Annotated in this window: 14 protein-coding genes; 6 read left to right on the plus strand and 8 right to left on the minus strand. The window is 66.7% G+C overall.

The window, feature by feature from the left end; all coding sequences use genetic code 11:
* The 3 genes from A5766_RS00535 to A5766_RS00545 all read left to right on the plus strand — a co-directional run.
* The coding region (locus A5766_RS00535; RefSeq protein ID WP_197501257.1) for an HNH endonuclease signature motif containing protein at positions 1–807 on the plus strand (807 nt) is incomplete at its 5' end.
* Positions 808–1,129: 322 nt separating this feature from the next.
* Positions 1,130–1,627: a MarR family winged helix-turn-helix transcriptional regulator gene (locus tag A5766_RS00540; protein ID WP_005208448.1), complete on the plus strand. Its 498-nt coding sequence runs from the start codon at positions 1,130–1,132 to the stop codon at positions 1,625–1,627.
* Positions 1,628–1,908: 281 nt separating this feature from the next.
* The gene (locus A5766_RS00545) at positions 1,909–3,714 is read left to right on the plus strand and encodes an MDR family MFS transporter (protein ID WP_442902942.1); all 1,806 of its coding nucleotides are present in this window, start codon (positions 1,909–1,911) and stop codon (positions 3,712–3,714) included.
* Between the two features lie 123 nt (positions 3,715–3,837).
* Here A5766_RS00545 and nadC read toward each other — a convergent pair whose 3' ends face one another.
* Positions 3,838–4,734 (minus strand): carboxylating nicotinate-nucleotide diphosphorylase, encoded by an 897-nt coding sequence (gene nadC, locus A5766_RS00550; RefSeq protein WP_064903067.1) that lies wholly within the window; start codon positions 4,732–4,734, stop codon positions 3,838–3,840.
* Positions 4,735–4,738: 4 nt separating this feature from the next.
* The gene (gene nadA, locus A5766_RS00555) at positions 4,739–5,797 is read right to left on the minus strand and encodes a quinolinate synthase NadA (RefSeq protein WP_064903041.1); all 1,059 of its coding nucleotides are present in this window, start codon (positions 5,795–5,797) and stop codon (positions 4,739–4,741) included.
* A gap of 227 nt (positions 5,798–6,024) precedes the next feature.
* Here nadA and A5766_RS00560 point away from each other — a divergent pair, with 227 nt between their 5' ends.
* Both A5766_RS00560 and A5766_RS00565 read left to right on the plus strand, forming a co-directional pair.
* The gene (locus tag A5766_RS00560; RefSeq protein ID WP_064903069.1) at positions 6,025–6,540 is read left to right on the plus strand and encodes a response regulator transcription factor; all 516 of its coding nucleotides are present in this window, start codon (positions 6,025–6,027) and stop codon (positions 6,538–6,540) included.
* 209 nt (positions 6,541–6,749) lie between these two features.
* Positions 6,750–7,547, plus strand: coding sequence for an NUDIX hydrolase (locus A5766_RS00565; RefSeq protein ID WP_156527323.1), 798 nt, complete (start codon positions 6,750–6,752; stop codon positions 7,545–7,547).
* On the opposite strand, the gene A5766_RS00570 is transcribed toward A5766_RS00565, so the two are convergent.
* The 6 genes from A5766_RS00570 to A5766_RS00595 form a co-directional block, all read right to left on the minus strand.
* Entirely contained in the window at positions 7,531–8,148 is a 618-nt protein-coding gene (locus tag A5766_RS00570; protein WP_064903043.1) for a DUF2567 domain-containing protein, read from the minus strand. The two genes, A5766_RS00565 and A5766_RS00570, sit on opposite strands and share 17 nt — an antisense overlap.
* A complete protein-coding gene (gene bsaP / locus A5766_RS00575; RefSeq protein WP_064903046.1) occupies positions 8,148–8,423 on the minus strand; it encodes a biotin synthase auxiliary protein BsaP in 276 nt (91 codons plus the stop codon). Before bsaP ends, A5766_RS00570 begins: the two co-directional genes overlap by 1 nt.
* Before the next feature lie 150 nt (positions 8,424–8,573).
* The gene (bioB, locus tag A5766_RS00580) at positions 8,574–9,635 is read right to left on the minus strand and encodes a biotin synthase BioB (protein ID WP_064903048.1); all 1,062 of its coding nucleotides are present in this window, start codon (positions 9,633–9,635) and stop codon (positions 8,574–8,576) included.
* Positions 9,632–10,378 (minus strand): dethiobiotin synthase, encoded by a 747-nt coding sequence (gene bioD, locus A5766_RS00585; protein WP_064903050.1) that lies wholly within the window; start codon positions 10,376–10,378, stop codon positions 9,632–9,634. The genes bioB and bioD overlap by 4 nt, the downstream gene beginning before the upstream one ends.
* Positions 10,375–11,547 carry an 8-amino-7-oxononanoate synthase gene (locus A5766_RS00590; protein ID WP_064903073.1) on the minus strand — a complete coding sequence of 391 codons (1,173 nt, stop codon included), beginning with the start codon at positions 11,545–11,547 and terminating at the stop codon, positions 10,375–10,377. Before A5766_RS00590 ends, bioD begins: the two co-directional genes overlap by 4 nt.
* A gap of 44 nt (positions 11,548–11,591) precedes the next feature.
* Positions 11,592–12,893 carry an adenosylmethionine--8-amino-7-oxononanoate transaminase gene (locus tag A5766_RS00595; RefSeq protein WP_064903052.1) on the minus strand — a complete coding sequence of 434 codons (1,302 nt, stop codon included), beginning with the start codon at positions 12,891–12,893 and terminating at the stop codon, positions 11,592–11,594.
* Between the two features lie 134 nt (positions 12,894–13,027).
* Between A5766_RS00595 and A5766_RS00600 the strand changes: the two genes are divergently transcribed.
* The gene (locus A5766_RS00600; RefSeq protein ID WP_005205678.1) at positions 13,028–13,591 is read left to right on the plus strand and encodes a TetR family transcriptional regulator; all 564 of its coding nucleotides are present in this window, start codon (positions 13,028–13,030) and stop codon (positions 13,589–13,591) included.
* Positions 13,592–13,605: the final 14 nt, after the last annotated feature.

Here is a 13,605-nt window from a genome sequence, read left to right on the forward strand (position 1 = left end):
GGTCGGTCGAAGCGGATCGCCACGCTGGGGCAACGGTTGGCCTCGTTCGCCTCACCCGGCGGCAAAATGTGTTCCGCACCGGGCTGTAACCAACCCGCCTCACGGGTGCAGATGCATCACGCCGCGAAAGACTGGGCCGACGGCGGCTTGACCGACATCGACCAGTTGGTGCCGGCGTGTGATGTGCACAATCGGCGGGTCGGCAAAAAGCCTGGGCAGTTCACCACCCGCATGATCACCGACGGACCCGATACGGGCCGTGTTGCGTGGCGACTCAACGCCAAACCCGGTATGCCCGAGAATCCCGAACGCATCAACCGCATCGCCGACGTCAAAGCCGACTTCCACGACTACCTCACCGCCGAACACACCAACAACGAAGCCGCCGCCGCAGCACGCGCGGCCGGTGTTGGCGCGACGGTTACCGAGATCGGCGCGCGAGCCTCGGATACAGCCGACACTGAGGTCGGCGCGCGTGCCTCGGGTTCAGCGGACGCCGAGATGGTGGTCGCGGACGCGGTCGGTGCCTGGATGATGTCGCCGCCCTCGACGCCAGGTGCGCCGAGCGTGAATGAGCCGACGTTGACCGGCGTTGAGCTCGCACTGGTGGGCGCACTGCCGTTGAGCGACACCGTGCGCCTCAGCGGGCGGGTCGACATCCAATGGAACCTCACTGACCCACCCGACCCCGAGCCACCCACAGACCCAGACGCACCTACAGGTCCCGCCCCACCAGCCAGCCCCTGGTGGCTCGGCGGCGTCGACCCGCCCGGCGACGTCGACCCACCCTTGTCCGACGCCGCCTGACCACCGCGCCAGCCGACCGTGTGCCAACCCGGCCGACCGCGACAAAACAACCAATCCGGTTGTGCCGCAACCCGTCCACACCCCGCCACCACACCCCGGTGGCGGGGCAGACGTGGTTACTGGCGGGCAGGTCCGGAAGATGAACGCAAGCAACGTAGCAACCGTGAAGCGCGGCGCCACAGCGTGTGCGGGTGCCCCTCACCCGTGTCGTCCGCATCCTCTCCGACGACCGCCACACCCGTCGAGTCCTGAATCACGTTTCCGTGCGCGGTACCCTGTGGCGCATCATCCGACGAACCGCGACGGACAGGATTCACCGCAGATGGGCGACGCTCGCTCCGACCACCCAGTGAACGCCGACGACGCATCCGATGACCCGATCACCGACCTGGAGACAGGTTTCGCCGACCTGATGCGACAGGGACGAATTCGACTACGCAACCGCGCCCGCGCGGTGGATCCCCGACTCGACCCGTCGAACTACCCCCTGATCGCGATGCTCGCCGGCGCCGACGGATCTCTGCCTGTGTCGACACTGGTCGCGCAGCTCGGACTCGAGAAGTCGACTGTGAGCAGACAGATCGACGCCATCGTGCGCCTCGGTCTCGCCGAGCGACACGCCGACCCGCACGATGCCCGCGCTCGACTGGTCTCCCTGACCCCTACCGGCCGAGCACGCGTAGATCACGTCGCCGACGCGGCGGTCGCAGACTGGCGTGCACGGCTGTCCGAATGGGACCCAGAGGACATCCGGACCCTCACCCGACTGCTCAACCGCCTCCTTGTCGACGACGCGGAGTTCGAACCCGACCCTGCTTGAGCCCTGAGCGAGCGTGAGCCCCCGAACTACCTCGAATCCGGCCGCAGACTGAACCCGAGACCCGGCTCCGATTCGCCGCGTCGAGAAACTGCGCCTGGTCCGGGAATACTCAAGATAGTTGCGCGTTACAACTATCAATGGTTATAGTTGCTTCACTCAACTAGTTGGTTGCGTGACGTATCTGCAGCCAGCAATCGGCCGGCCATCGTTGCCGCGCCCCGACATCCTTCTCCCGTGCGGCGGACCGCGCGGGACCAGCCACTACCTCAGGAGGTTCTCCCATGTCTCAAGCCGCCACGCGGGAGGTCACTTCCGCTGCGGGCGCACCGATGACCCATCGACAGAAGCTAGAAGCGCTCGTCGGTCTGCTCCTCGGAATGTTCGTCGCGTTTCTCTCGTCGACGATCGTGTCCAATGCGCTCCCCGTCATCATCACTGACCTGCATGGAACGCAGGGCCAGTACACCTGGGTCGTCACGGCGACCCTCCTCGCATCCACGGCGACCACACCCATCTGGGGCAAGCTCTCCGACCTGGTGAGCAAAAAGATCCTGGTCCAGGCGTCGTTGGCGTTGTTCACCCTCGGTTCGGTCCTCGCCGGACTCTCACAGTCGGTCGGCATGCTGATCGGTTTCCGCGTCATCCAGGGCCTCGGGCTCGGTGGCTTGCAGGCGCTGGTCGTCATCGTGATCGCATCGATGTTCAGCCCGCGCGAACGCGGCCGCTACCAGGGTCCGATCGCAGCTGTGATGTCGCTCGCGACCGTCGCAGGCCCGCTGATCGGCGGCGTGATCGTCGACACCAGCTGGCTCGGTTGGCGCTGGACGTTCTACGTCTGTGTTCCGCTCGCGGTGATCGCTTTGCTGGTCATCCAGCGCACGCTGAACCTTCCGACGGTCCGCAAGGACGTCCGCATCGACTACCTCGGCGCGTTCCTGATCGCGGCAGGTGTCAGCACCCTGCTCATCTGGGTCACCCTCGCCGGTGACAGCTTCGCGTGGCTGTCGGGAATGACGTTCGGACTCGTCGCACTCGGAATCGTGCTCATCGTCGGCGCATTGTTCGTCGAATCGCGCGCCAAGGACCCGATCATTCCGCTGCGACTGTTCCGCGACCGCACCACGACCCTCGCCACACTGGCAAGCGTTGCCGTGGGTGTCGCACTGTTCGGTGGTGCCGTGTTCCTCGGTCAGTACTTCCAGATCGCCCGCGGCTACTCCCCCACGGCGGCAGGTCTGCTCACCCTTCCGATGATTATCGGCTCGATGCTCGCCGCAACGGTCTCGGGCGCTCTGATCACACGGTTCGGTCGGTGGAAGCGCTTCCTCGTCACGGGCGCTGCGCTGATGACAGCAGGATTCTTCCTTCTGTCGACCATCGACGCACATACCGACATGGTCGTCATCGGAGCGTTCCTGTTCATCCTCGGACTCGGCATGGGAATGACCATGCAGAACCTCGTGATGGCTGTGCAGAACAACGTCGGACCCGATGACCTCGGTTCGGCGACGTCGACGGTGACGTTCTTCCGCTCGCTCGGAGGTGCGGCGGGCGTGTCGGTGCTCGGTGCGGTGCTGGCCACCCACGTCACCGACCTGATCACCAAGGGTCTGGTCGCGGCGGGTGTCAATCCGGCACAGACCGGCGGGTCGGGTGCAGGGCTCTCGAACCTCAAGGATCTGCCCGGACCGATCGCCGAGATCGTCCGCGGTTCCTACGGTGACGCAATCGCGCGCGTCTTCTTCATCGCCGGTGTGATGGCCGCGATCAGCTTCGTCGCGATCGTGTTCATCAAGGAGGTCGCACTCAAGACGCAGAGCTTCGACGAACAGCGGCTCGCCGCCGTCCGCGAGGAAGTCATCGACGTCACGCCCACCGCGTCGTTCGACGTCGCACCGGTCACCTTGGACAGCGGCTGGACAGGCGAGAACCGCACTGCAAACACAGGAGCGACTGGCAGCACGGCGGTAGACGACCTCGACAGGGAGTTCGCGGAACTGGTCGACGGTCCGGACGCCACCGCGCGTTCGGCAGCCGCGACCGGAGATGCCGACTCGCAGCACGGACGCCACGAGCGCACCGACTGACCATTTGGCTGCCGAAAGGCACGCTGGGTGCCAGACGCACCAAAATCAAGAAAACACTGTGGCCCACAGCCTTCACTGTGGGCCACAGTGCTTTTGCACCACTCGGCAGTGCGTTTCCGCCACTCAGAGCGGTATGTCGAGTCCCAGGTCGAGCGCGGTGACCGAATGTGTCAGTGCTCCGACGGCGAGGTAGTCGACGCCCGTGCGTGCGTAGTCGGCGGCCTGGTCAAGACTCAACCCGCCCGAGGACTCCAGCTTCGTCTCCGGCGATCGGTTGTTGCGGCGGGAGACGGCCATCTTGGTAGCCCAGAGTTCGAAGTTGTCGAGCAACACGAGTTGGGGTTCGAGGTCGAGCACCTCGTCGAGTTGGTCGAGCGAGTCCACTTCGACCTCGACCGCCAGGTCGGGTGCCGCCGCACGCACGGCGCGCAGCGCTGCGCTCACCGATCCCGCGGCGGCGACGTGATTGTCTTTGATCAGCGCAGCGTCGCCGAGCCCCATGCGATGGTTGACGCCGCCACCCGCGCGCACCGCATATTTCTGCAGATAACGCATGCCAGGCAACGTCTTTCGCGAGTCACGAATTTTCGCAGCCGTTCCGTCGACGGCGTCGACCCACTGTGCTGTCGCGGTGGCGATGCCCGAGAGATGACACGCCAGGTTGAGTGCCGTGCGCTCCGCGGTGAGCAGAGCGGCGGTCGGCGCATGAACCGCCAACACCACGTCGCCCGGCGCGACTCTCGTGCCGTCGGCAACCGCGGCGGTCACCTCGTACGCCCCGACACCGACGACCTCGTCGAGAACAGCAAGCACGACGGGCAGCCCGGCGACCACTCCGAGCGCACGGCTGACGATCTGCGCATCGACCGTCGCGCCGGCGGGCACCGTCGACGCGGTGGTGACGTCGGGTCCGTAGCGCAGATCCTCGTCGAGTGCCGTTCGGATCAGCGTCCTGACCTCGTCGGTGATGGCCAGGTCGAGTTCTCCGGCTGCCTCGCGTTGGCCGATGAACGCGCTCATCGACTCATTCACCCGAACCCGGATTGCCGATCGCGATCATCCGCTCGACGCTCTTGCGTGCGCGCGCGGCAACGTCGTCAGCGACAAACACCTCGTCCTTGCCCTCACGCAGCGCACGCAGCAGCGCGGCCGGAGTGATCATCTTCATGTACGGGCACGACGCGCGGTCGTTGACCGCCTGGAAGTCGATACCCGGCGCGGCTTTACGGAGTTGGTGCAGCATGCCGATCTCCGTGGCGACGAGAACCTGCTTGGCACCGGTCTGCCGCGCGGCGTCGATCATTCCGCCGGTGGACAGGATCTTCACGCGGTCATCGGGCACCGCTCCCTCACCCGCGAGGTAGAGCGCCGACGTCGCGCACCCGCACTCGGGGTGGATGAACAGGTCGGCGTCGGGGTGCGAGTTGGCCTTGGCGGTCAGCTCGTCACCGTTGATCCCGGCGTGCACGTGGCACTCGCCCGCCCAGATGTGGATGTTGTCGCGGCCGGTCTCCCGTTTGACGTGCGCGCCGAGGAACTGGTCCGGAAGGAACAACACATCGCGATCGGGATCGATCGACGCCACCACGTCGACAGCGTTCGACGACGTGCAGCAGATGTCGGTGAGACCCTTCACCTCGGCGGTCGTGTTGACGTAGGAGACGACGACGGCGTCGGGGTACTCGGCCTTCCACGCCCGGAGGTCGTCGGCCGTGATCGAATCGGCGAGCGAGCACCCCGCCCTGGCATCGGGGATCAGGACCCGCTTGTCGGGGCTGAGGATCTTCGCGGTCTCCGCCATGAAGTGAACGCCGCAGAACACGATCTCGTCGGAGTCGACCTCCGCCGCGATCCGGGACAGCGCAAGCGAGTCACCGACATGGTCTGCAACATCTTGAATTGCCGGTAGTTCATAGTTGTGCGCGAGTAAGGTCGCATTACGCGCACGCGCTAGTCGACGAACCTCTTCTGCCCACGCCGCGGTCGGTTCCACACCGGTGAATCCACCGGGACCGTCTGTCCACACCGCGTCGATCAGACCGGGTTCGGGAACTGCCGCCGGACGGTCGCTCGTGATACTCATGTGTCACTCCTTCAGCCTGCGACCGGAGAACGCGGTTCGTGCTCCGATACAGGTTTTCGACTGTCGGTCGAAAACACCTAGATCGTAGCACCCCGCCCGGTGGGTACCGTCGGTACTCCGATTCGAGTAGCTCACTACGCGTTTCTGTGGTCGCCTGCGGCAATAGCGTCGAAGAGGTCAGCGACAACACCGCCACTGCTCGACGAGAATCACAGGAGATACCCCCGATGACCTCCACGATTGGCCCCCGCGCCGGCGACGACGTTCCTCCTACATCGACCTCCCCCATGGCCATCAAGCCGTCGATCCCGACGCGCAGATCATCGTTCTGCACTCCGCTTGAAGCGGTTCGACGCCGCCAAGAGGCACTCGAACGTCTTGCTGCACGTCGAATCGTGACGACGCCTCCCACGCGACCCACGGCAGACCACGCGCACCTTCGCCCTATGGTGTCGGCGTCGGTTGGCTCCGGGATGCATTCCGCGCCTGCACCTGGAGGCGGTGAGCCGATGCATCCACGAGTTCCCCTGACATCCCGAGAGGTCGAGGTGCTGCGGACATGGCTTCTCACCGACTCCAAGTCGGTGGCGGCGTCGCGGCTGGTGATCTCGGTGGGCACGGTCAACACGCATCTGGCGCGCATTCGGACGAAGTACGCAGACGCCGGGCGCCCGGCGCGTACCAAGGCGTCGTTGGTTGCTCGTGCGATCCAGGACGGGCTGATCAGCCTCGACGAACTCTGAGCGGAGCGGCTCTCGCGTTCCCGCGCGAAGCGCCTCTTGATTTCCAGCGAAGCGCCTCTTGATTTCCAGCGAAGCGCCTCTTGATTTCCAGCGAAGCGCCTCTCGCGTTCCCAGTGAAGCGCGCCTCTCGAGTTCCAGCGAAGCACCGCGAGGACGCGTTCCGCAGCGCCTGAAGACCGCGCTGCGGGACGCGCCCTAGAATCGACCGCATGTCCGCGCCGATTCATGACAGTTCCGATGGCGCCGTCACACAGGAGTCGGTCATACGGGAGTCGGGTACGCGGGAATCGATCACACAGGAATCGGGCCGGACGACGTCTGAGTCGCCGGGGACTGCAGGCGTCGAGGTCCTGAGCGCGGTTTTCCAGGTGCGACGCCCGACGCCCGACGACGAGCCCCAACTGTGCGTTCTTCTGTGGCGGCAGCACGACGACGAGCCGTTGGCTCTCCCCGGTGGCGGGGTCGCACCACACGAGAGCCTCTCGGAGACTGCTCGACGCCAGCTTGCCGACACGATGGACATCCGCAAGGTTGCACACCTCGAACAGCTCTCGGTGTTCTCGGCGCCGCATCGCACTCCGGGACGTCGAACCATTGCGTCGACGTATCTGGGCCTGGTACCCACCGACGCGCCTGCACGACTACCCGACACCGCGGCGTGGCTGCCGGTGGACTCCCTCGGCGTGTTGGCTCACGACCACGCCGACATCATCGCCGCGGCGCGTCGACGTCTGGCTGCGAAACTCTCGTACACCAATATCGCCTTCGCGTTGGCACCGTCTCGGTTCCCAATGTCTGAGCTATCTGAAATCTATTGTGCTGCACTCGGTTACCCGGTCGACACGACCAACCTTCTGCGAATACTCAGTCGACGTGGCGTCGTCGTGGCCACCGGGACGGTCGGCAAGACTGGCCGTTCGGGCGGGCGGCCGCCCGCGCTCTATGCCTTCGCCGACAACGAGTTACGCGTCACCGACGAGTTCGCGACGCTCAAACCCCCACTGTGAGCGAACGGTCCGCGTCGTCGACGACGCCGTCGCCCACACCGAGGTCGGCGTCGCTGTTCGCGAGCGCACACACCAGATAGACGAGACTCACGGTCAGCGGTGCACAGATGAGGAGAATCCACGGCGCCGAGAACCCGTTGCGTGTGGCGCCGTCGAGCACGAGGTCGGGGACGACACGGAAGGTCTGGCCCATCCCGACGTCGTGCGGATCCGGAAAGTGTAGGTGCCCGACCCAGGTGCCGATGGATCCCGCGATCACGGTGCCGATCACTGCGGTCACGAAGGTCACGCCGTAACCGATCAGACCTCTCCAGTAGCGGGCGGCGAACCATGCGAGCGCCGCCGCGACCGCACCGTAGGCGAGCATCCAGAGCGCGAACACCGCAACACCGGCGAACTCCTCACCGAGCTGTTCCGACGGCACAGCGGCACCCTGCGCAGTCACCGTCCCGGTCATCGCGGGGGTCGTGACCGCCCACGCCACACCGAACACGACGCCGAGCAACAGCACCACGACACCGACGACAACCAGCGGTGCTAGCGAGTGCTTTCGCTTCGCCGACACCGGATAGCCGGGTGTCCCCGGATACGCCTGTGCCATCATCGTCGACCGAGTTGCGACGAATCGACGACACCGTGGCGCGAACAACGTGCGTCCCACCCGTCGGGGCGCACCTGCACCACCATCCGCCTGCCGCACTGACCACAGAACCGCGGCGGCTCCAAACCGAGCCGCGCTGCCGGAGGCACGGCGTCGGCCGACTGCAGGTCGAGTTCGATGCCGGTGTACACGCCGTACCGGCACGGCTCGTCGAGCGGACCGGGGATGTCGATGGGGCTTCTCGCACCCGGATCGACGGTGGGCGTCGGAGTCATCGGCGTCCTCTCAGCTCGCTCGTAGGTCATCGAATTCGAGTATGCACGCCGAGCTGATACGGCCCGCTCACACGCTCCCGGCGCCGAGCCGAAACGGCCCGCTCGCACGCTCCCGGCGCCGAGCCGAACCGCCCGTTCTCGGCGCCGGGCTCAGATGCTGTCGTTGAGCGCCTTGATCGGCATCGAGAGGTCGTCGAGGAGGTCGAGGTCGTCCTCGGCAGGCCTGCCGAGCGTGGTCAGGTAGTTGCCGACGATGACCGCGTTGATGCCGCCGAGGATTCCCTGCTTGGCGCCGAGGTCGCCCAGCGTGATCTCGCGGCCACCCGCGAAACGCAGGATCGTGCGCGGCAGAGCGAGGCGGAACGCCGCCACCGCCTTGAGCGCCTCGGCCGCAGGCAGCACGTCGAGGTCTCCGAACGGGGTTCCCGGTCGCGGATTGAGGAAGTTGAGCGGAACCTCGTCGGGTTCGAGGGCAGCCAGGTCTGCCGCGAACTCGGCGCGCTGTTCGAGGCTCTCCCCCATGCCGAGAATGCCGCCGCAGCACACCTCCATGCCAGCGTCGCAAACCATGCGCAGCGTGTCCCAACGCTCCTCCCACGTGTGGGTGGTGACCACGTTCGGGAAGTGGCTGCGCGCGGTCTCGAGGTTGTGGTTGTAGCGGTGAACACCCATGTCCCGTAGCTGGTCCACCTGCTCCTGCGTCAGCATGCCGAGGCTGCAGGCGATCTGGATGTCGACCTCATTGCGAATGGCTTCGATTCCCGCGGCCACCTGTGACAGCAGTCGCTTATCCGGGCCACGCACGGCCGCGACGATGCAGAACTCCGTCGCGCCAGTCTTCGCCGTCTGCTTGGCAGCCTCCACCAGCGAGGGGATGTCGATCCACGCGCTGCGCACCGGCGATGCGAAAAGCCCTGACTGGGAACAGAAATGGCAGTCCTCCGGGCAGCCGCCGGTCTTGAGCGAGATGATGCCCTCGACCTCGACCTCCGGTCCGCACCACCGCATCCGGACGTCGTGGGCGACCTGCAGCAGTTCGGTGAGGCGCTCGTCGGGAAGCCGCAGCACCTCGAGCACCTGGTCGCGATCCAAGGGCTCTCCGCGTTCGAGAACCTGGGCGCGCGCGACGTCGAGGATGTCGGTCGACGACGCGCCCGACGACGCCTGCGCGGTCGCGGCGTCGAGCGTCGGATCTACGGGTGCCTGTGTCATGCGTGAACTCCTTCGATGGGCTGATCTGCCGCGATCTTGTCGGGCGCGGAACGAGAATTGAGGTCTGCGACGAAGTCGGGATCGAACCAGGTGGGCGCCGCGGCCCTGAACTGATCGGGCTCGAGTTCCCCGACACCGTCCGGTATGACGCCGACGACGGGGACACCCGTGAGCCGGGGCAGGTCGATGCGATTGCACCGCATGGCGAGGTCGGGATCGCGCGGCCATGAGCCGATGACGAGACCGGCGGGACGAATTCGTTTCGCCCGCAACGCTTCGACGGTCAGCTCGGCGTGGTTGAGCGCACCGAGGCCTGCCTGGACGACGACGATCGCGTCCGCTCCGATCGCGGACGCGACATCGAGGGCGGTGAGGTCGGGCGCGAGGCGCACCAGTACCCCGCCTGCTCCCTCGACGAGGGTCAACCGATGAGTCGAAACAAGCTCGGTGGCAGCGTCGACGATGGTCGAAAGGTTCAGTGGTGCGAGTCCTGCGCGCATCGCCGCGGTCTCCGGCGCCAGCGGCTCCGGATAGCGCGCACACTCGACCAGATCCACGACACCCGCGAGGTGAGCAACAGTCGCGAGATCACCCGGCTCACCTGGCTCGACGCCGGTCTGCGCGGGTTTGCACACCGCCACGCCACTCGCCGATCCTCCCGCAACGCACGCGAGCGCAGCGGTGACGATCGTCTTGCCCACGTCGGTCGAGGTGCCGGTGATCAGGAGGGCACGTCCCGTCATCGTGCACCTCCGCCTTCGGCCAGAGCGGTGCCGATGACGTCTGCGGCGCGGTCGACGGTCGCGTCGTCGAGATCGGCGCGCACCGTCAGGCGCAGTCTTGAGGTCCCCGGCGGTACCGATGGCGGTCGGAAACACCCGACCAACACACCGCTGTCCCGACACCGTGCGGCGGCGTCGACCGCGGGCTGCGGGTCGCCGACGATGCGCGAGATCACCGCGGCAGCCGGGACCGGCGCACCGAGGCTGCGAGCCATGCGGGTTGCGTTGTGCCGCAATCGGTCCGGTAGCTCCGGCTGCGCACGCAAGACCCCCAGCGCAGCACGCGCCGCACCGACGGCTGCCGGGCTGAGTCCGGTGTCGAAGATGAAGGTGCGCGCGACGTCGATGAGGTGCTCACGGACAGCAGAAGTCGCAAGGACCACGCCGCCCTGTGCGCCGAGCGACTTGGAGCACACGGTCGTGACGACGAGATCGCGCGCACCGGACAGTCCGACTTCGGCGATCAGTCCCCTGCCGCCTGGTCCGCGTACTCCGAGTGCATGCGCTTCGTCGACGAGCAGCGCCGCAGAGTGTTCGCGGGCAACGCGGTAGAGCTGCTCGACGGGTGCCGGTTCGCCGTCGACCGAGTAGACAGAATCGGTGACGACCAGTGCCCGCTCTTCTGTGCGACCACGGAGTGCCGCTGCGACGGCCGCGACATCGCCGCGGCCGACGACGACCACTTGCGCGCGCGACAGTCGGCACCCGTCGATGAGCGACGCGTGGGTTCCGGTGTCGGACACGATGAGGTCGCCGCGGCCGACGAGTGCGGTGATGGCTCCGACATTGGCGAGGTAGCCGGACGAAAAGCACAGTGCCGCATCGAAACCCATGAAGTCGGCGATGTCGTCCTCGAAGTCGACGTGCAACCGTGTAGTGCCCGCGACGAGTCGCGACGCCGTCGACCCCGCTCCGAACTCGTCGAGCGCCGCATGCGCGCCCGCGAGCACTGCGGGGTGTGTCGAGAGTCCGAGATAGTCGTTGGACGCCAGGTTGAGCATCGACGCTCCGGCGTCGCGGACGAATGGGACACGGTGCAGCCCAGCCGAATTGCGTGCCGCAGCGGCATCGGCGAGCCAGTCGAGGGCGGACGCGTCGTCGACCGCCGTGCCGCTCGCGGCCTGCGCCATGTCGAGGCCGCGCAGCCCGGAACGCAGCGTGTCGTACTCCGATGTCATCGGGCACCTCCTGCGCCGACCAACTGTGCACACGACGCCGTTGTGGCCGCGGCGATTCCGGAGCAGATCGTCTCGACGTCGGAGTCGGTGCAGACGAACGGCGGCATCGTGTAGATCAGGTTGCGGAAGGGCCGCAACCAGACACCGGCGTCGACGGCGGCATCCGTGGCCGCGGCGACGTCGACCTCGTCGTCGAGTTCGACGACGCCGATGGCCCCGAACGTGCGGACATCACGAACACCGGCCACGTCGTTCAGTGGCGCAAGTCCTCGCGCGAGCAGGTCGGAGATGTCGGCGACGCGGCGTCGCCACGGACCGTCGAGCAGTAGTTCGGTGGAGGCGACCGCGATCGCACAGGCGAGCGGATTGGCCATGAACGTGGGACCGTGCGCCAATCCACCGGCCTCACCCGCACTGATCGTCTCCGCGATCGCGGTGGTGCACAGCGTCGCGGCCAACGTCAGGTAGCCGCCGGTCAGCGCCTTGCCGACACACATGATGTCGGGCGAGACGCGCGCGTGGTCGGCGGCGAACAGCTCGCCGGTGCGGCCGAATCCGGTGGCGATCTCGTCGAAGATCAGCAGCACATCGTGCTCGTCGCAGATTCGACGCAGTTCCCCGAGATAGGCGGGGTCGTGGAAACGCATACCTCCGGCGCCCTGGACGACAGGTTCGACGATGATCGCGGCGAGTTCGTTGCGGTGCGCGACGACAGCGGCCTCTAGGGAGTCGACATAGTCGGCATCGAACTCCGCGGGCGGGGCGGGCACGAACACCTGGTCGGCCAGAACCCGACGCCACATCGCGTGCATCCCACCCTCGGGATCGCAGACGCTCATCGGGGTGAAGGTGTCGCCGTGGTACCCACCGCGCCAGGTCAGCAGGCGCGTGCGTTCCGGCTTGCCACGACTGCGCCAATACTGCAGCGCCATCTTCACCGCGACCTCGACCGACACCGAACCCGAATCGCAGAAGAACACCTTCTGCAGGGGTGCTGGTGTGATGTCGACGAGCAACTGCGCGAGCCGCGCGGCGGGCTCGTGGGTCAATCCGCCGAACATCACGTGGCTCATCGACTCCAGTTGATCGCGCGCCGCGGCGTCGAGGACCGGGTGGCGATAACCGTGGATGGCGGCCCACCACGAGCTCATTCCGTCGATGACCGCACCGCCGTCGGCGAGTGTGAGTCGCACGCCGTCGGCGCCGCGGACGACACGCGGTTGCGTCGGCGACGGCATGGCGCCGTAGGGATGCCAGATGTGTGCTGCGTCGACGCGGCTGATGTCGGCTGCATCCATGTGGTGCGTCCCTCCTCGCCGGCTTAGAGTGGTCCTGGACACCGTTCAGGCCCGAACTCCTGGACACTGTACAGGCTCCTCCTGAACGCTGTACAGGTTGCGTCACGGCCGGACGGCCTGGATACCCTGACGCGGTGAGCAACAACCGCGCCGACGTCCTGCGCGCCGCGCGCGGCATCCTGACCGACTACAGCCTCGCCGACCTCTCGATGCGCAGGCTGGCAACCGAAGTCGGTGTCCGCCCCAACGCGTTGTACTGGCACTTTCCCAACAAGCAGTCGCTGCTGGCCGCGCTGGCCGACGACATCCTCGGCGACATCGACCCGTCGGACCCCGATCAGCCGTGGGACGCCAGACTTGCCGACATCGCGATCGGGATGCGGACGGCGCTGCTCGCTGTTCCCGACAGCGCGGAGGTGGTCTCGTCGGCGTGGGCCAGTGGAATTGCGACGAGAACGGTGTCCGACGACCTGACCGACGTCGCGCTTTCCGGCGGACTCACCCCGCGCGACGCGCACGGAGTCGCCACCGCGATATGCCAGCTCATCATCGGGCTGACGATCGAGGAACAGACGCGGGCCCAGATGGAACGGCTCGGGGTCACCGGCCCGTCGGGTCGCGACTTCGCAGCAGAATTCGACGACGCGCTCGGCGTACTACTCGACGGCGCTCGACACCGAGCGCGCGCGACTCACTGAGCAGACGCCTCGCG

The organism is Gordonia sp. 852002-51296_SCH5728562-b, assembly GCF_001665475.1.
GTDB lineage: Bacteria > Actinomycetota > Actinomycetes > Mycobacteriales > Mycobacteriaceae > Gordonia > Gordonia sputi.